Raw genomic sequence first — 20099 nt, 5'->3', positions numbered from 1 at the left:
TCATGCGCAAAAAATATTTGGCGCCGGTGATGTTTCTGCTGCCGGCTATGCTGGGAATCTTTATATTCAAATTGTACCCGATTTTTCTGGGGATGTATGACAGCTTTTTCCAGTACTCCTTTCAGAACAAGCGCGATTTTTTTGTCGGGATACAGAACTATGTGGATGCGTTTCAGGATCCCTCCTTTCTGAATTCACTGGCGGTTACGCTGATCTTTAATGTAATCGTCAACCCTCTTCAGGTGGTGCTGTCCTTCGGCCTGGCGCTTCTGCTGATGGTGAAGCTTAAGGGGCAGAAAGCGTTTCGAACCCTGCATCTGATACCGATCACCGTGTCGTTTACCATCGCCTGTGTACTGTGGGGCGTGCTGTTAAACCCGGAACAGGGTCTGATGAATTCCATTTTGAATACTTTCGGAATTCCCAATCAGCAATTCCTGTACAGCAGTTCCCAGGCGCTGCCGACGATCATCGGGATCGCCAGCTGGAAAGGGCTTGGTTACTGGGCGCTGTTCTTTATCGCCGGCCTCGAGGAGGTACCTTCCCAATTGTATGAGGCGTCGTCTATCGACGGCGCCGGGTACTGGAGGAGCCTGCGGTATATTACAATGCCAAACATGAAGAGGACATTTCTCTTTGTCATCGTATCCGATACTATTTCCAATTATCTGATGTTTGTTCCTTCCTACATCCTGACAAACGGCGGGCCGGAAGGAAGTACGGACTTCCTGATGTTCCGTATTTTCACAAATGCATACAGCTATTCGAATGTGAATCTGGCGTCTGCGATGATCGTGATTCTTCTGGTGATTATGATGGCAACGGTGGGAATAGAGAATCTGTTGCTGCGGGAAAAAGTGTGAAAATAAAATTTTCACATCTACCTGTTTGTGCATATGAAAATTATACGCATGTATGAAAGGATGAGGGGATCAAAAATGAAAAAGCATAGAGCATTGAAATTAACCCTGTTCTACCTGTTTCACGCCATATTGATCATCATTGTATTTTTGCCGCTGGTATTTGCATTTACCTCTTCCTTCAGGCCTTTGGAGGATATCTATAAATATATCAGCCCTCTTTCGCTGGAGACATTTATTCCGAAGAATTTTACACTGGGAGCATACCGGGATATTTTCGTGGAATTTAAGTTCGGCCGGTCGGTGTTCAACTCGGTCTTTATCGCACTGGTTACGGTCCTGGCCGGAATTCTGATCAACGGCATGGCAGGCTTTGCCTTTGCGAAGTTTAAATTTCCGTTTAAGCGTGTGCTGTTTGTAATCGTCCTGTTGACTTTTATGGTGCCGTTTGAACTGATTTCTATTAACCTTTACACCATTATGATTGATTTTAAATGGATCGATTCGTTCATGGCGCTGATTATACCGAGTATTCCAAACGGAATGGTAATCTTTTTGTTCCGGCAGTATTTCCAGGGGTTTCCAGATTATCTGCTGGAATCGGCCAAGATCGACGGACTGAACTGGGCGCAGACCTTTTTCAAAATTGTGCTGCCGAATTCCAAGGCGATCTGTATCAGCTCTGGACTGGTCCTGTTCATCAACCAATGGGAGGCGTTCCTGTGGCCGGTGCTGGTGACCAGAACGAAGGAAATGCAGACAATCCAGATCGCGCTGAACAGTTTCCGCACACAGTATACAAAGATGTGGAATAATATATTTGCCGCGTCGCTGATCGCGTTTATGATTCCGATCCTGCTGATCATTCCGCTGCAGAAGTTCTATGTGGAGGGTATCACCAGCGCAGGGACGAAGGAGTAGCCAGGACAGTTTATTTTTATGTGTTCGCTCTAGAGCGGCTATAAAAGATTGGAAAATTAATAGTACTTAGTTAAAGGATGAACAAACCAATGTTAAAAGATAAAATGAGATGGATCTATATGGCTGATCTGCTGGCGGATGAATACCGCCAGTGCCTGCTGGAAGGCAGGGAAGTGGAAGGATACCGGGAGGAAATGGAACGGATCCTTAATCTGTCGCCGGGACAGGAAAAAGAAGAGCAGGCAGCGGGATTGATCCGGAAAATGGAAAAGGCGCCCATCAAAGCGGAGTATTCATATAAGGAGCCGACCGGCTGGGAAGGGATTCAAAAGGTGCTGCCTGAGGGCCACGGCCGGGAGTACCCAGTGCCAAAAAACGCTGTGTATGAGAAGGTAAAAGGGGCTTGGTATGGAAGGGCAGCAGGCTGTCTGCTGGGAATTCCGGTGGAAAACTGGACACGAAAGAAGATAGCGGACTATCTGAAGGATACCAATCAAGCTCCGCTCAGGGACTATATAAACGACACAGACAGAAGTGAGCTGATGGAAAAGTATGAGATCGTCCGGGAGGACCCGAACACTTCCTATGACCGGCAGATGATCTGCTGGAGAAACTGTGTGGAAGGGTTTCCGGTAGACGATGATACGAACTATTCCATTATGGCGATCAAGCTGCTGGAGAGATACGGAAAAGACTTCCGGGCTATGGATGCCGCGGAGGGATGGCTGCTTGGATTTCCGGCGTTTCATGCCTGCACGGCGGAACGGGTGGCTTACCGGAATCTGCTGAACGGGCTGCTGCCGCCGGGTACGGGGCTGTATCTGAATCCGTTCCGGGAATGGATCGGCGCCCAGATCAGAGCAGATGTGTTTGGCTATGTGAATCCGGGAAAACCGGGGAAAGCAGCCGGTATGGCTTATGAGGATGCGGTGGTTTCTCATACGAAGAATGGTGTCTATGGGGAAATGTATATAGCGGCGCTGTTAAGCCTTTGTTATGTGGATGAACTGGATATGAGGCAGAAGGTGGAACTGGCGCTTAAGGAGATTCCGCCGGAAAGCAGGCTTCATGACGGGATCACCGGCATCTGCAGGATGTTCGGCCAGGGCTGTACATATGAGGAAATGATCGACGCGGTACACCGGGTTTATCGGGAGGAGAATTGGTTCGACTGGTGCTATGTGGTACCGAATGCCATGATTGTGACAGCCGGGGTGCTGGCTTTCGGGGATGATTATGATAAGGCTGTTACCAGGACGGTGCTGAGCGGATTCGATACAGACTGCAATGGGGCTACGGTTGGATCTGTGGTGGGACTGCATCTGGGATTCGGGAGGCTGGACGGCAGATGGTTCGAGGGGCTGTCAGAGGTTCGAAGCAGTATTCACGGGTATGAGAAGATGAAAATGGAGGAAGTCGTGGATAGGCTGGTTGAACTGATGAAGTGAACATAGCAGGACGGGGTTCTGGGCGGAATAGCCGATGCCTCCTTGAAACGGAAAGCCGGCAGCTCTTTTAACATCTCGTCTTCAGTGGCCTGGCGGGTCAGGATCCATAAGGGATTGCAGTCGAATTCCTGACCGATCACCCGGGCCAGCGAGTAGGAGATTTTCTGAGATGTCCTTCGCCTTGTATTCTTGTGTGTACAGATCGAAGACCCGGCGCTCTGTCGGGGTGAGCTTTTGGGAGGATTGGCAGGGAAGAAGAAGGTGCCTGTCCCTGGAAGCAGATTCGAATGAGGTATATCGATTCGTAGCTGGCATCCGGGGACAGGCACCTTGCGTCTTTTGTATCCGGCGGTCTGACTTTACTGGCGCAAGAAGCCAGTCCCCTCTCTTCCGGCAGTTCCCTCCAGGCAAAATATGCCATATCTTGACAGGGATTTTCCTATAGCGTAGTCTTAATCTAAGAAACCGTTTGTCACGGAAAGAGGAGAGAGGTAAGGATTATGCTTGATATCGTGGTAGTAGATGATGACATGATCGTTCGCAAGGGAATCATAAAATCCATTGACTGGGAAAAAATCGGGTGTGAGATCGTCGGGGAGGCCTCCAACGGTAAAACCGGCCTGCAGGTGATACAGGAAAAGCATCCTCAGATCGCGATCATTGATATCAAGATGCCGGTGATGGACGGCCTGGAGTTAGCCAGGATCTTAAGTGAAACCATGCCGGAGGTCCGGATTCTCATCTTAACCGGCTACAGTGAGTTTGATTATGCCAGAGAGGCACTGCGGCTGGGCGTGAAAAATTATTTGTTGAAGCCGGTGAAGGCGGAAGAAATGATGGAAAACATCCTGGAGGTAAAGGAAAAGATACAGGAGGAACAGGAGATTTTCCGGCAGATCGAAGAAAAGAATAAAATAATGAGCGGAAGCATCGATATCATACGGACTTATTTTCTGCAGCAGGTCCTTGAGGGACAGATTCCCATAGATGATGAATTCCATCACAGGGCCAAAGAACTTCAACTGGACTTTAAAGGCCCCGCCTATCAGGTGATCGTGGTGGATATCGATGACTATTCGGCCATCGTCCCGTCCAACAGCAACCAGCAGCTGAAAAAAATGCATGAGAAAATAGGAGATCTGTTTGACCGGATCTTTTGGAATACATACAAAGCCAGGGCGTTCTTTACACACGATAACTACCTCTGCGGTATAGTGAACCGGGATGTAACCGGCGGACAGAACATTACGGAAGACTGCCGTACAATGCAGAAGAAAACGAAAGTTATGCTGAATACCTCCGTTACAGTGTCCATCGGAGATGTCCAGGAGAAGCTCGAATGCGTCCCGGATTCTTTTACCAAAGCCATGACCGCATTAAAGATGAAGAGCGGCCAGAGGCAGGGGGCGATCATCAAATTCTCGGAGATCGAAGCCCCCGGAGAGAATATGAATATCGACCTGAAGGCGGAGGAACAGATGCTGCTGGACGGGATCAAAGGGCTGGATTCAGGGAAGACAGCGGAAGTGATCGATCAGATCTTTCAAAAGGTACGGGAACACAACGCCAACTACGAGCAATTGAAAAATCTGGCGGTCCGCCAGGTCATCGTGGCCCTGCTGTCCGTGGAAAATATGGGCGTGGATTTCCAGGACATCCTAGGCAAGAATGCCAGTATTCTGGACGAGCTGAATAACTGCCGTGTGATGAATGACATCCGGATCTGGCTAAAGGACTTCATGGAAAAGCTGGTTCAGCAGTTAAAATCCATGAATACCTTTTCCTACAGCAGCGTGGTAGCCACTGCGATTCAATATGTGGCCAGCCACTATCAGTCGGAAATACGGGTGGAGCAGCTGGCTGACCTGGTCTATGTCACGCCTAATTATTTCAGCCGTGTTTTCTACCAGGAGACCGGAGTGCATTTCGCAGATTATCTGAACCAGTACCGGATCAGCAAAGCAAAGCTTCTGTTCCGGGAGAAGCATTTGAAAACTTATGAAATAGCCGAGCTGTGCGGATATCAGAATTATAAATATTTTAGTTTCATTTTTAAAAAATATGAAAAATGTTCCCCCCGCCAGTTCAGAGAAAAGATGGAGCGTACTCTGCCATGAAACGGAAGAAAAACAAAAAGAGAATGTTCAGCCTCAGCTATAAAGTATTTCTCACCGCAGTAGCCATCGCGATTCTTCCCATGCTGATCGTGGGAACCATGCTGTTTACCCAGTCGGCCAATATCGTCAAGAAAAATGAGAGCGCAGCCAAGTTGAATACACTGGCACATATCGGCACTAATGTGGAGACCATTCTTCAATATGTGGATGACCTGTCTGTGCTTCTGATCCAGGACGATATTGTAAGAGACTGGTTGAAAATGGGGGAGGAACCGGACGACGCCATGGATCTTAAGCGGATCGCGCTGCAGAAGAGACTGTCATTTTGTGTGGGAAACAAGGATTATATCTCCGGAATATCCATAGAGAATCTGTGGGGGGAAACGGTTTTCGTAGGTACCAACCGGGAAACCCCCATGAAGGAGCAGATGAAAAAGGACGCGGACCAGTTAAAAGGACGGCTCACCTGGGTAACGGATATTGAACAGTGGGACGGACTGAACCAAAGCGAGAAGACCATATCTATGGTCCGGGCCGTCAACGATATGAATTCCGGGAAAAAGCTGGCTACTATGCGGATAGAGATCCTGGTGCAGGAACTGTCCAAATCTTTCGCGGATCAGATCGCCGATAAGAATAATGTCACCTATATGATCGATAAAGAAGGTGATATCATAGCATCCGAAGATATGAACATACTGGGGAGCAGGGCGCCCCAGGAGATCCTGGAGGAGATGAACCGGGAGAGCGTCAGGATGGAGAAGACCGTCGGCGGACAGCCCTGTATTGTAACCCTGTATCAGGTCGACGACAGCCCGTGGACCCTGGTCAATGTGGTTCCGGTCAAATATGTATTAAGCGACAGCGTGGTGCTGAAGCGGATCCTGACCGGCAGCCTCCTGATCAGCGTGATTCTGTGCGTCGGCTGCGCCTATCTGTTTTCCAGGATCTGTACCAAGCCTCTGGTGGAACTGACGGGCCGTCTGAAGGTCATGGATATGAAACATATTGAGATGATGCCTTCGAACGACGAAGTTGGGGTTCTGGTAGATACCTATAATAACATGTCCGGCTACATTGATAAGCTGGCGGATGAGCTTGCCCGGAAGAAAATAGAATTAAAGGAAGCGGAGTTCGCCGCGCTTCAGGCCCAGATTAATCCCCATTCCCTTTATAATAATCTGGATACGGCCTACTGGCTGAGCAGGCTTGAGGAGGCCCCTAAGACCGGCGAGATCATCCTGGCTATGAGCAGGCTTTACCGCTTGAGCCTGGGAAATGTCAATGAAATCGTGACCGTGGGGGAAGAACTAGATTATCTGGACAATTATTTGGTCATTCAGAAAATCCGGCTGGAGGACACGGTCCATTTTCAATTTGAAGTGGATGAGGAGACCAGACAGTGCCGGACTCTCCGGTTTATCCTGCAGCCTATCGTGGAAAATTCTATTTTGCACGGGATGATCCCCAAAGATGCGGAAGGAACGATCCGGATACGGATCTATAAGGAAAATCAGGAACTGATCGTGAGGGTCAGCGACGACGGCGTGGGGGCCGACTGTGCCCGGTTAAATGAAATCCTTCTGGAAAATGAGGACGATTCGGCCGGAAAATCCTGTTTTGCTATAAAGAATGTGAACAACCGGATTCAACTCAGATTCGGAGAACGCTACGGGCTTCACTATGAGACGGATGAGAGGGGATGGACCACCGCCATGATCCGACAGCCTGGATTTCTATAAAGAGAGCAGAAATTCTGGAGTTTTTATTGTTTTTTTGGTGTGAATAATAAGGAGCTTTCCCTATAATTAAGACTATCAAAGCAACACGAAAACATGTGAAAAATGGTGGAGGGAAAAGAAATGAAGAGAAAAGTGATTGCAGTTTTACTGACCCTGGTCATGGCAGTTTCGATGACGGCCTGCGGCAGTAAATCAGACACACAGGAGGCGGCGTCCACACCGGCTGCGCAGGAAAATCAGCAGGCAGCAGATGGCGCGCAGGATGCCGCCGGGGAGACTACAGATCCGGCAGAAAACCAGGCTGGAACCGGAAAAGACTGCTCGCTGTCCGTGATGGTAACCTGGAGTGACGATAATGATATTTCCGCCAAAACCGGGAATGAGATGCTTCAGAAGCTCCAGGAAACATATCCGGATCTGGAACTGAATGTGGAAGTGGTCGCCCATGATTTATATGAGGATAAGCTTAAGACATTAATGGCCACCAATTCCCTGCCGGATATCTTCCAGACACTGCCGGGACTGATGCCTTCCATGTATGAGAACGAGCAGATTCTGGATCTGGCGCCGGAAGTGTCCGCAGATTCGGAATGGAGCGGCAGGATGGTGGAAGGGGCCTTCAATGATTATACCTTTGACGGAAAGATCCTGGGTGTTCCCCAGTCGATGATCGTAGCCAGTATGATTGTCTACAACAAGGCAATTTTCGAGGAATGCGGCCTGAAGGAGTTCCCGAAAACGGTAGAAGAATTCGAACAGGCGGTGTCTCTGATAAAGGGCAAAGGCTATATCCCGGTGGCCTGCGGCAATAAACAGGGCTATATGGTGTCCAGCCAGGTTATGCCAAGCGTGCTGTTCCGTTATGTGGATCTGGACTGGTACGAGAGCCTGAAAGACGGCAAAGGTGCGAAATTCACAGACGACTGCATGGTACAGGCGATTACGGAAATGAAGAAATTAGCGGATATGGGTATGTTTAACGAGGATGTGAACAGTCAGGAAGAACTGCTTGCCAACTCTTATTATTACAGCGGCAAGGCGGCAATGCTGATGGGCGGTTTCTGGATTTCCGGAAATGTGGTCAACAATGCCTCGGAAGATGTTCTTGCCAACTCCGCGGTGGCCATGTTCCCCGGAACCGCAGAAAAACCGGAAAATGCGAAATACATGTCTGGCGGACAAGGCTGGGGCGTGTCGGTGAGCAGCGCGTTAGAAGGGGAAGAGAAAGCCATCGCTCTGGATTTCGTAAAGAGTCTGTCGGATCCGGATGTCCAGGCTCAGATCGCAAAGGGCGGTTCCATACCTTGTGCAAAGACGGCGGAATATGATAGTTCCGGACAGAGTGAACTGGTACAGCAGATGTTTGCCATGTTTGAAAATTATGAAGTAGTGCCGAATCCTGAGATACAGTTCAACGCGACTTATGTATCCGCGGCGGAAGACGGTTATCAGGAACTGCTGATTGGCACATTAACCCCGGAACAGCTGGCTGAAAAGCTCCAGGCTGCCTATGAGGAAGGACAGCAGTAGAAGGAAATTAAGCGAACCGAATATATTGGCGGGAGCAGGTGGTGAAAATCTGCCTGCTCTCTTTTTGCCCAAAAGGAGGAAAATAGTTCCTTCTGAATTAAATTCTGAACAGAAAATCCAAAGGAGGAGAGAGGATGAGAAAGAATCCGTTACAGCCGAAGGGGTGGAAGATCGGAACCGTACTGCTGCTGCCTGTGGGCGTATATGTGTTTATGGTGATTATTCCTATCTTTTTTGCGGCTTATTACAGTCTGTTTAAATGGTCCGGGGGGAAAAGTATGACGTTCCTCGGAATTCAGAATTATCTGGATATCTTGCGAGATGACACGTTCTGGCTTTCCTTCCGCAATACTGCGGTGTTTACCCTGCTCATGGTGGTGGGACAGGTGGGGATCGCCTTTGTGTTTACCCTGTTCTTCACGATGAAGTGGATGAAGATGACGGAATTCCACAGAAGGGTGATGTTTATCACGAATATCATCTCGGCGGTGGTTATCGGCCTGCTGTGGCAGATCATCTACAGTAACCAGGCAGGGATCTTAAACGAGTTCCTGCGCGCCATCGGCAGGGAGGACTGGATCCGGCCCTGGCTGGACGACCCGAAGATCGTGCTGTTCAGCGTGGCGGTTCCGGTGATCTGGCAATTCGTGGGTTACTATCTCGTGATCATGACCAGCGCCATCGCGTCGGTCCCGAAGGATATCCTGGAGATGGCGGAGGTGGACGGTGCCAGCGGCTGGAAGAGAAGTATCTATATCACCATCCCTATGATCTATGACACCCTTAAAGTATGCATCATGATCTGTATCGCCGGTTCCTTTAAGACCTTTGATCATATCTCCGTTATGACGGGCGGCGGACCGGGGAATTCCTCGATGGTATTGTCCCTGTATAATTACGATGTCAGCTTTTCCATGATGAAGATGGGATACGGCTGCGCGCTGGCCGTTATGATCCTGGTGATCTCGCTGCTGCTGACACTGGGAAGCAAACTGCTGTTAGGAGGGAAACGCTATGAATAGAGTGAAAAAGGCGGGAAATACCTGTTTCCATTTTCTCGTTAATCTGGCAGTCATGCTGTTTTCCCTGAGCTGTATCCTGCCGATTCTCTGGATGATCAATTCCTCCCTTCGGGATAATAAGGACTTTATGCAAAGCGTGATCGGCCTGGCGACGAAGCCCGCTTTTCATAACTATGTGGAGGCGCTGCAGACCGGAGACTTGTGGCACTGTTTCCTGAATTCCGGTTATTTGAGTATTCTTACGGTGATACTGACGATTGCGTTTTCCTTTACGGTTGGATTTATGGTATCCCGTTACCGCTTTTTCGGGTCCCGTCTGATTTATCTTCTATTTATCTCCGGTATGGTGATTCCGATTCTTTCACTGATGGTGCCGGTGTTTATTGAATTCAAAAAGCTGAACCTGTTAAACCACTGGTTTACGCTGCTGTTTCCCTATGTGTCCTTTGCCATGCCGCTGTCGGTCCTGCTGATGGAAAATTTCATTAAGACCATTCCCCGGGAACTGGATGAGGCTGCGTATATGGAGGGCTGTAATTTTTTTCAGATGATGTGGCGGGTTATTTTCCCGCTGTGCAAGCCGATCGTATCCGTTGTGGTAATTACCTCTTTTATCAGCGCATGGAACGAGTATCCATTTTCTCTGATACTGATCGGGGATGAGAACCTGCGGACCATATCCATAGGAATCCGGTTCTTCGGGCAGGCGCACTCTTTTAATTATACGCTGTATTTTGCTGCGCTGGTGATCAGTATCGCGCCGATCTTAATTCTATACGCTGTTTTCAGTAAGCATATTATGAAGGGAATGACGATGGGAGCCGTAAAGGGATAAGGAGGGAAAACCATAAGATGCAGGAGAAAATGCACTGGCAATATGGCAGGAACGGAATGAGCGGATTTGATTCCGACAGTTTCCCGGTGATCGGAAAAGGGCAGGCGGGGCTTAACGCGTGGAGGAACGCGCTGGCGGCCGGCAACGGATGGACCGGACTGTTGGAAAGCTTTGATCCCCGGGAAGATGTCATTATCTATCAGGATACAGAGCTGGTGCTGGACACCAGCCAGATTTACAGGGTACCGGATTATTCGAAGATATTAGGGCAGGAACGCAGAAACGCAGTACTGCGCAGCCATGTTGGGATCTGGGCGGAGGCAGCGGCCCGGGAGAATCGGAGGGAATACGGGGTGAAGGACATAGTATCTGCGGATGAACGACCGTATCATCCCTCCGCGCAGCTTCGTATCCGCCCGTCTGTCCCGCGCGCACAGTCCGCTTATAACAGGTATACGAACTACCAGACCGGAGAGATCGGAGGACAGTGGAAGGATGAGAACGGCTTGGAATGGAATACCCGCTCCTTTGCTTCCAGAGAGAACCGGCTGGTTATAACAGAACTTCTGGCCCCAGACTCCTCGATGGGGGCTTCTTTATCAGATAAACTAGACCTTACGATCGGGCTGGATCATATTTTGGAGATGTCCATCGAGCAGGAGGCGATGGCCGACTATGGCATCCCGGCGGCCCCGGTTACCACGGAAGGTGTAGATACGGACGGGGAAATATGGATATGGCAGACCGGTAAATATCAGGAGTTTCCGATTGGAGGAGTCCGGAGTAATCCGCCCAGCGAATTTCATGACGGGGGCTGGGCCACTGCGGTACGTATCTACACCGATGGGGAAATATATGTGGATAACTATGTAAGAGATATCCCGGTGTGTGGAAAATTCATGCCGGACAAACAGGATACGGTGATCAGAGGATATGAATCGCCGGTACTGCAGGTCAAAGGCGCAGGGATTGTTATCTTAGCGGCAGGTATCGAGCACTGCGCCCACGGGTTAAAAGATGGAAAGAGTGTGAAAGATACTCTGCTTGAAGAGTTGAAAAGACAGATCAGAGATAAAACACGCCCTTATGAAAAAAATAAGATATTTTCCTACGAGGATGCGCTCCTGGGACACAGAAAACTTCATGAACCGGCATTTTCAAGAGTGAGCCTGGAGCTGTGCCATACGCAGGAGGAGAAGGCGGACAGGAACCTGACCAACGAGGCGCTGATGGAAAAACAGCGGCAGACGGCGCAGATGAATAAAGCATATGTGGAAAGATTGTTCGGGCATGGACGGTTTGCCCTTCTGTGCGCCAGCGGTTACCATGTACCCCGTATGTGCGGGATGTGGACAGGAAGCTGGATGCCTCTGTTCCACGGAGGATTTATTACAAATGCAAACCTGAATCTGCAATTGTCTTCCATGAATACCGGGAACCTTCCGGAGGCGGCGGAAGGCTATATCCATTTCCTGCTGCGCCAGCTGCCGGACTGGCAGACCAACGCGGCGCATATCTACGGTATGGAGAACGCGTTGCAGGCGCCCGTCCATACTGCCGGCGACGGGAACGGACAGGCCTACCATTCACTGCCCGGTTACCCGCATGCTTACTGCAATGCGGTTACAGACTGGATGATAATCCCCGTATTTGAAACCTATCAGTGTTTTGGAAACAGGAAGATTCCATTTGGGGAAGATCTGCCCTTGGACCGGCTTACTGACATATGCGGATATTCAAAAGCTGATCAAAAGAGAATCCGGCAGAATGGGTTTGATTTGCAGGAAGATATTCTGGTACCACTCCTCCGGGGTTTAATGAACTTTTGGACCCAGTACGTGGATGACAGATATTATCTCGATAAAAATGAAAAGATTCATCTGGCCGACGGGACGGCAATCGGGGAGAAGGATAACCATTACCTGCTCACTCCCGGATATTCTGCTGAGAACGCACCCGGCGGCCTGGACTATAACGGGGTATTGTCACTGGCAGCCAACACGGCCATGGACATTGCGGCCATGCGCAATTCCCTGTATATGGCGGAACAAATCAGCCGGGTATCTCCCCGGCTGCCGTGGTGCCCACAGTGGGGGATGCTGCGGGAAAGAATTCCGGATTATCTCTATACGGACGATGGAGCGGTTAAGGAGTGGGCACTGCCCGGATTCATGGAAAATGACGATCACCGCCATGTGAGCCACGCATATGGGGCCTGGCCCGCCCATGAAGCACAGAAGGACAGAAGGTTAAGAGCCGGTATATACAAAGCGATACAAAACAGGACCAGACAAAACCGGTCGGATGACGCCATGGCCCACGGCCATCTGCATAAAGCGATGGCGGCGGCCAGGGTGAAATCCGCCCAGGAGCTGGAAAAGGAGCTCTATCTGCTGACGGCAGGTGAGTACCAGTATACCTCTTTAATGACCTCCCACGACAAGGGACATGGCAGCGCTTTTTGTACGGATGCCGCTATAACCTATCCCGGAATTATTCTGGAGGCGCTGGTCTATTCCGGAGATAAGGAGGTGGAAGTATTACCGGCGCTTCCGGATCAGTGGAAGCAGGGGCGGCTGTGCGGGGTAAGAACCAGATGCCGTGCACAGGTGATCCGTCTGTGCTGGGACCGTACGGCTTCAGGAAAAGATACACCGATGGTATCGCTGACCCTTATGCCGGAAGAGAGCAGAAGTATCTATCTGAAATCGGGCCTTCCCTGGGATTCCTGTGCGGTTGACGGAAAACGGTACGCAGCGCCGGTCTGCACATCGGCAGATCCTGCCTGGGATTCCGGCATGGCTTATGAAAAAAAGGCTGTAACTGTGTGGGATAAGGGGGGAGAACCCAGTGTGCGGCTGATGTTAGTGAAAGGATTGCAAATGAATATCAGTTTTTATACAGCCGGTTAAACCGGAAGAAGGGAGCGCATATATCATGAAAGAGATTAGGATACATACGGACAAAAATAAGAAGAGCATAAGCAAAGTGAAGCACTATTGGAGCAATTGTGTTGGTGCAGGCAGGGCCTGTGAGGGGCTCAGAGCCGACTGGCGCCGGCAGTTACAGGAAGCGCGGGAGGCCTGTGGATTCCGGTACATCCGGTTTCATGGCCTTCTCTGTGACGATATGGGAATCTGCAGATGGGAAAATGGCAGCCTGCATTTTCATTGGCAGTATATAGACAGTTTATTCGACTTCCTGTTAAGCATCGGCATCCGGCCTTTTGTGGAATTCGGATTCATGCCGGCCGCGCTGGCGTCTGGAGAGACCACCATGTTCTGGTGGAAAGGCAACGTAACGCCGCCGTCCGATTATGACGCCTGGAGTGAGCTGATTACCGCACTTGTCCTTCACTGGAAAGAACGCTATGGACTGGAGGAAATACGGAAATGGTACTATGAGATCTGGAATGAACCGGATCTGTCCGTCTTCTGGGACGGAACGAGGACGGAATACTTCCGGCTGTACGAGTCCGCGGTGAAAGCGGTGAAAGCCATCGATCCGATGTTAAAGGTAGGCGGCCCGGCAACCAGTAATTTCGTACCGGATGACAGGTTCGCCGGGGAACAGGAGGACTTGACAAAGCATAAAACCCATCTGGTGGAAGACCTGGAGTCATTAGAATGGAAGGGGGTATGGATTCAGGAATTCCTGGAATTCGCAGCGGACAGGAAGCTGCCCGTGGACTTTGTATCCACGCATCCGTATCCCACAGATTTTGCGCTGGGCGGACAGCATAGCACGGATGAAGAGATGACCGGCCGCACCCGGTATGTCAGATCACTGCGGGATGATATCTGCTGGCTGAAAGAAACCATTGCCAAAAGCGCCTTCCCGGATGTGGAGATTCACCTGACGGAATGGAGCAGCAGCCCCTGCTCGAGAGATTACAGCCATGATTATCTGCCCGAAGCTGCTTACATTATCCGATCGAACCTTGAAAATATCGGGCAGGTGGACTCTCTGTCCTACTGGGTGTTTACGGACATATTTGAAGAAGAAGGCCCGGGCCCTCAGGATTTTCACGGCGGATTCGGCCTGATGAACCTTCAGGGGATTCGAAAACCTTCCTTCCACGCATACCGCATGCTGAATGAACTGGGAGATGAGATCGTGGATCAGGGAGAGGGATATATCATAACCCGCGGGGCAGACCGGAAACTGCATATCCTAATCTGCAACTATGATATGAGGGAGGAACGCCCGGTACCGATGTCCATGTACCCCGATCACCATACAGCGGAAGCTTTCCAGGATTCAGGAGAAGAGGCTGACATTCATCTGCAAATCAATCATTTCACACCTGGGCAGGTCTTTCTTGTCGAGGTTCTGGACAAACGACACGGATGTGCGGCGACTGCCTGGGGGGAGCTGGGATATCCGGAAAATATTAACCAGGAACAGATGAAGGCGATCAAGGCGGCTTCTGAGACCAAGAACTATATCGCTAAAGCGCAAGGCGATGGTTCCTTAAACCTGAATGTAAAATTGGGATCATATGCAGTACTGGCAATCAGGGAAATATAATATAAGACTAGATTAAGTAAGGCGGAATTTGCTCTGTAAACCGGCATTAAACTCACTATTCACAGCCGCTGAGAGGGAACAGGCCCCTTTCTCCAGGCAGTTACTGTTTTGTTTGGCTTTACTGCCGAAAGATAAAGATGCCAGTCCCATCCCCAGCGGCTGTGAATGGTTTAGAACCTTAGAAGCGGCATAAGCAGCAGGGGCCGTCATCAGCGGACAGCAACCCTTTGATAAGCAGTGGGAGCCATCCCCACATGCTTTTTGAACAGCTGGCTGAAATGCTTCTCATCCTCATAGCCGACCATCTCCGCGATCTGATAGATCTTAAGGTTCGGGATCCGCATCAGCTCCTTGGCTTTTTGCATGCGGAAACGGATGACATAGTTTGAAAAAGTGTCATTGGTCACGGATTTAAACAGCTGGCTGAAGTAGGAAGGATTTATATAATATTTTCTGGAGATCAGCTCCAGCGATATCTTGTCTTTGTAATTTTTCTCTATATCTGAGATCACGTCATAGACGATCTTTTTACGATCCATATTTTTCTGATAAATCAAATCATCCACAACTGCGTTGAACAACTGTTTTACCCTGTCGATGACCTCCTCGGTCCGGGAATAGCTGCCCGGATCCTCCTCGGTATAGCCGCGGAGCACCGTTAGTCTGTTGACTTTAAAAGTATCACAGATCCGGTTGATTAAGTAGATGAATTCCCGGAGGGAATTTCGGTTTAACTGGGGAGCGGGGTAGGGTTCCAGCTCTGCAAATACGGTATCGATATACCGGTTGATATTTTCCATATCCCGGCCCTCCACGAAATGGATAAATAGGCTTTCGTACTTTCCAAGGTGATTGCGGATATCCAGCGAGATATCGAGGTCGGTGCGTTCCCGGCGCCGCTCGTTCTCGATGTCTTCCACGGCACGCAGCAGTACACCCGTCAGTTCTTCCGCCTGAACCGGTTTCAGAATATAATCAAAGGCGCCGTATTTGACAGCGGTGCGGATGAATTCGAATTCGCTGAAACCACTCAGGATGATGAAGCGGATCCGGGAATTGGCCGGAAGAGATTTTAACAGCTCCAATCCATCCATCACCGGCATTTTTACATCACAGATGATAATATCCGGCCGGACCCCGTCAATCAGGGCCATTGCCTCCCTGCCGTTAGCAGCCTCACCGGCCAGGGTAAGCTTGAAGGCATCCCAGTCTATCTTATTCATCAGTGTCTTGCGGAACAGATCCTCGTCGTCTACAATGATTGCCTTATACATGGCTGTCGCTCCTTTCCTGACTGACCGGAATACGGATTATCACAGTGGTTCCCTCATCAGGGATACTTTCGATACACAGGCTGTACTGCGGCCCGTAATTTAAGATCAGGCGGTGGTTAACGTTCTGGATTCCAATGGATGTACGGTTAAAGTCCCCGGAGATGCTTTGAGTATTTAACTGCGCTTTGATCTGTGCCAGCTGATCAGGCGGAATCCCTACACCGTTATCCCATACCCGGATGGTCAGAATATGGTCCGCAAGGATGGCCGACACCGTGATCTGAGCCCCTTTGAGCCGGTCAAAGATTCCGTGGGTGATGGAGTTTTCCACCAGCGGCTGCAGGATCAGACGGGGGACCATTATATTCCGGCACTCATCCGGCACATCGATGTAAAAGATAAACCGGTGATTCAGCCGAATGGCCTGTATATACGTATAATTTTCCACATGCTCGATCTCCGAATTCAGCATCACGTACGGACTTTTCCCGTCGATGCTGTAGCGGAAAATAGAAGAAAGGCACCCGCACACCGTGGAAACCTCCCCGTCGTCCCCAATCTCCGCAAAATCGGAGATCATCTGAAGGGTATTGTACAGAAAGTGCGGATTAATCTGAGACTGGAGTGCAAAAATGGTGGCTTCCTTTTCGGCGATCTGAAGCTTGTAAACATTATCAATTAACGTGTTGGTGTAAGAAAGCATGTAATTGAACGAATGTCCCAGTTTACCAACCTCATCCTCGTATTTTGGGTGAAAGCGTACGTTGAAGTTTCCGTTTTGGACGGATGCCATAAGAGCGGTAAGCTTTTTCAGCGGTTTGGTGATAGCGGAGGAGATAGGCACCAGAATCAGTATGGATACGAGCAGAGAGATTCCGGCAGCCACCAGCATAAAGTTGAAAATGGTGGAGGATTTATTCGTATAACTGGACAGAGAATGCACCGATACCACTTTCCAGTTGGTATCCTCGATGGGACAGAAGGAATAGAAATTCGTCTCATCCCCGCCGGTAAACAATTCGCTCCCTGAAGGAGCAGAATACAGGAAATCCCGGAAAGAAGAGGCAAGCGGCTGATGTACGTTATCCTTATATTTGGAAAATAAAATCTGGTTTTCATCCACGATCAGGATGTCGCTGTTATCCGCATAATTAATATCGTTGATCAAATCATTAAAATAGGCATAGTCCAGATCCAGAATCATATACCCCAACGGCTTAAAATCGGAAGTGGACAGGATGGGTACCGCAAGGCTGAAGACCAGCTTCCCGTCGGTTGCGTATTCCCGGTAGTGGGAACCCATATATTTTTTTGATGGTTTCTCCAGCAGTTCCGAAAGATAATTGTCATAATCGAAATAATAGTCCGCGCTGGAAATCCCGCGGTAGAACAACTGGCCGTTATATCCGTAGATAAACAGGGAAGTATAGCTCATCCGGCTGTTAAACAGTACGTTCATATCTGAATTAACACGCTTGTAACTGTCCAGCTTTTCTTTTTCATAGCCATCTTTGGGGTAACTTAAAGCTTCCTGGACATTCTTGTTGGTCAGGACCACATTTGACATCAGATTCAGCTCGTTAAAAATGACGGAGATACTGTTACTGACCTGGTGCACGGTTTCCATGGAATACTTGTTAAATTCCTTCTGATTTAACATCGTCAGCTCCCGATAGGTGATCGTGACAATAAATATCAAGGGGAACGCCACCAACAGGATGTTCACCCCTACCAGTTTTGAAAACAGAGGCAGACTCAGAATTTTATTCCAGAACCGCTTCAGATGCTTCACCGTGGACCCCCCTAAAATAATAACATTGCATAGCCATTCTAGCATTGCCTTGAGAAATGGTCAAGCAAAATAGACATATAAATACGATGGAAAAACGTTTCGAAAGGGGAAAATGCATAAAAAAATACCCTATTTCTAAAAAAAATCAACCATTGATTATAAAAATAACAAGTCGACGAACGGAAGCGGCTGGGATATGATAGGTTCATACAAAAACAGCTGATTCATAAAGGAACCAAAATAAGGAGGATATCTATGAAAGCCAAAACAGTAAAAAAAGTTCTTGCGGTAACGTTAGCCCTGACCACAGCGATGGGAATGCTAAGCGGCTGCAGCAACAAAGCGAAAGAAAGCGATAATGCCGCTCCGGCACAAACGGAAGCAGGAGATACGAACACAGCCGATCCGGCCGCCGGTCAGACCGATGCGCCTGCGGCAGACAGCAAAGAAGGCGGTACGCTTACCATGATTACCCCGTGGGAATTCCCGCAGGAGGTTCTGGATAAGTTTAAAGCGGAGACCGGTATCGAAGTAAAGCAGGATGTATTCGCCACCGACTATGAGACAGCCAGAGATGCCCGCATGGCATCCGGGGAAGCGCTGGACATCATCGGAATGGATCAGCCGGCGGCCCGTGATTTTTCCCAGAAAGGTTACCTGACCGATCTTACAGATGAGGCGTTCTGGGCCAATATTAAGGAAAATGCGGTAAACGATATCACCAACTTCTTTGGCAGTGACAAGCGCTTCGGTGTCTGCTATGAGTGCTCCGCGCTCGGCGTATGGTACAACAAAGACATTTTTGCCAAATACAATATCCAGCCCCCCACGAACTTTGAAGAGTTCATAAGCGTATGTGACACACTGGTGGAAAACGGGGTGAAACCTTTGGTACAGGGCGGAAAAGACGTATGGCCGCTGGATCAGTTCCTGCGCCTGGGAACCAATCAGCTGACCCAGACCTATCCGACTTTCCAGAAAGACCTGGAAGAAGGCAAATTAAAATGGAATGATCCCGATGTAGTAAAGGTTCTGGAAGAGAGACTCGCCCTTCTCCAGAAACCAGAATATTACGGATCCAGCTTACTGAGCACCACATATGACCAGTGCTGGCAGATCATGCTGCAGCAGGAAGCAGCCATGTGGGTAATGGGGAACTGGGGAGTGGAAGTTATGGTTAAGAGCGATGCGGAACCTGCCTTTGAAGTCGGGGCGTTCGCAGCACCCAACAATGCCAAGACGGAAGATCAGGTTATGGTAGGCGATACCTACACAAGAATCTTCGGTATTCTGGAAACCAGTGAAAATAAAGACAACGCCAAAAAGTTCCTGGAATTCATGGCGCAGCCGGAAAATGCGGAAATCCATATGGGCAAGACCCTGGGAATCTCCACCGTAAAAGAAGCGGCAAGCCCTGACCTGCCGGCCAGCGAGGACTGGGCGAAGATCACGCAGCTTCCGATCAGCAATACCTACGCTTTCCACGACAAAGTAAATGAAATCATGGATCCGATGCTCACCAACATCGCAATCGGGGATATGACCGTCCAGGAATACTGCGACAAGATGCAGAAAGCCCAGGAAGAAGATAACGCTGCTATGACTAAGTAACGGGCCCCTGGAGGCCCAGATTCTGGGGGCCCGGATCCTGGGCCCCGGGAGGCGGACGAAGCGGCGGGGCCTTGCAGGGCGGGCCGCAGACATCGTGGGGCCAAATCGCTTCGGCCGGACCTAAGAACGGGTAACTCCAAAGGCGGGAGAACCTCTTATTGGCAGGGCCTGGAACAAACTCGCCAAAGAGCGGCTCGGACAGTGTTCCAGGGGCCCTGCGAGGTTCTCCCGCCTTCTGCGTAACCCGTTCTAAGGTCCGGCCTCAAGCGATTTGGCCCCACGATGTCTGCCGCCCGCCCTGCAAGACCCCGCCGCTTCGTCCGCCTCCCTGCTCTATTGCTGGCTGTGTTTCATGGTCTGAGGGGTTGAGGTGTGGGTTAAGTTTAGACAGGTTGCGTTTGGGCCGCCCGCCCTGCT

13 protein-coding genes are annotated in these 20099 nt (G+C 49.8%); 11 read left to right on the top strand and 2 right to left on the bottom strand.

Going from position 1 to position 20099, the window contains the following annotated elements; translation table 11 throughout:
- Positions 1-2: 2 nt before the first annotated feature.
- From KTH90_RS09655 to KTH90_RS09610, 10 genes are all read left to right on the top strand, one after another.
- Positions 3-863 (top strand): carbohydrate ABC transporter permease, encoded by an 861-nt coding sequence (locus tag KTH90_RS09655; RefSeq protein WP_158351170.1) that lies wholly within the window; start codon positions 3-5, stop codon positions 861-863.
- A 75-nt stretch (positions 864-938) separates the two neighbouring features.
- Positions 939-1781, top strand: a complete 843-nt coding sequence (locus tag KTH90_RS09650; protein WP_158351169.1) for a carbohydrate ABC transporter permease — start codon at positions 939-941, stop codon at positions 1779-1781.
- 89 nt (positions 1782-1870) lie between these two features.
- Positions 1871-3229, top strand: coding sequence for an ADP-ribosylglycohydrolase family protein (locus tag KTH90_RS09645; protein ID WP_238726704.1), 1359 nt, complete (start codon positions 1871-1873; stop codon positions 3227-3229).
- A 500-nt stretch (positions 3230-3729) separates the two neighbouring features.
- Positions 3730-5346: a response regulator gene (locus KTH90_RS09640; RefSeq protein ID WP_158351167.1), complete on the top strand. Its 1617-nt coding sequence runs from the start codon at positions 3730-3732 to the stop codon at positions 5344-5346.
- Positions 5343-7088, top strand: a complete 1746-nt coding sequence (locus tag KTH90_RS09635; protein WP_238726703.1) for a cache domain-containing sensor histidine kinase — start codon at positions 5343-5345, stop codon at positions 7086-7088. Before KTH90_RS09640 ends, KTH90_RS09635 begins: the two co-directional genes overlap by 4 nt.
- A 120-nt stretch (positions 7089-7208) precedes the next feature.
- Positions 7209-8618 carry an ABC transporter substrate-binding protein gene (locus KTH90_RS09630; protein ID WP_238726702.1) on the top strand — a complete coding sequence of 470 codons (1410 nt, stop codon included), beginning with the start codon at positions 7209-7211 and terminating at the stop codon, positions 8616-8618.
- A gap of 134 nt (positions 8619-8752) precedes the next feature.
- A complete protein-coding gene (locus tag KTH90_RS09625; RefSeq protein WP_158351164.1) occupies positions 8753-9640 on the top strand; it encodes a carbohydrate ABC transporter permease in 888 nt (295 codons plus the stop codon).
- A complete protein-coding gene (locus KTH90_RS09620; protein WP_158351163.1) occupies positions 9633-10475 on the top strand; it encodes a carbohydrate ABC transporter permease in 843 nt (280 codons plus the stop codon). The genes KTH90_RS09625 and KTH90_RS09620 overlap by 8 nt, the downstream gene beginning before the upstream one ends.
- 17 nt (positions 10476-10492) lie before the next feature.
- Positions 10493-13387, top strand: coding sequence for a glycosyl hydrolase family 95 catalytic domain-containing protein (locus KTH90_RS09615; RefSeq protein ID WP_238726701.1), 2895 nt, complete (start codon positions 10493-10495; stop codon positions 13385-13387).
- 25 nt (positions 13388-13412) lie between these two features.
- Entirely contained in the window at positions 13413-15005 is a 1593-nt protein-coding gene (locus KTH90_RS09610) for a GH39 family glycosyl hydrolase (protein ID WP_158351161.1), read from the top strand.
- Positions 15006-15214: 209 nt separating this feature from the next.
- On the opposite strand, the gene KTH90_RS09605 is transcribed toward KTH90_RS09610, so the two are convergent.
- Together KTH90_RS09605 and KTH90_RS09600 are read right to left on the bottom strand one after the other, a co-directional pair.
- Positions 15215-16279 carry a response regulator transcription factor gene (locus tag KTH90_RS09605; RefSeq protein WP_238726700.1) on the bottom strand — a complete coding sequence of 355 codons (1065 nt, stop codon included), beginning with the start codon at positions 16277-16279 and terminating at the stop codon, positions 15215-15217.
- A complete protein-coding gene (locus KTH90_RS09600; RefSeq protein WP_238726699.1) occupies positions 16272-18071 on the bottom strand; it encodes a sensor histidine kinase in 1800 nt (599 codons plus the stop codon). Before KTH90_RS09600 ends, KTH90_RS09605 begins: the two co-directional genes overlap by 8 nt.
- A 255-nt stretch (positions 18072-18326) precedes the next feature.
- Between KTH90_RS09600 and KTH90_RS09595 the strand changes: the two genes are divergently transcribed.
- Positions 18327-19682: an ABC transporter substrate-binding protein gene (locus tag KTH90_RS09595; protein ID WP_238726698.1), complete on the top strand. Its 1356-nt coding sequence runs from the start codon at positions 18327-18329 to the stop codon at positions 19680-19682.
- Positions 19683-20099 lie beyond the last annotated feature (417 nt).

Source organism: Diplocloster modestus (assembly GCF_019042245.1).
GTDB classification, from domain to species: Bacteria; Bacillota; Clostridia; order Lachnospirales; family Lachnospiraceae; genus Diplocloster; species Diplocloster modestus.
Note: the sequence above shows the minus strand (reverse complement) of the source record. Positions and strands in the feature narration are given on the sequence as shown.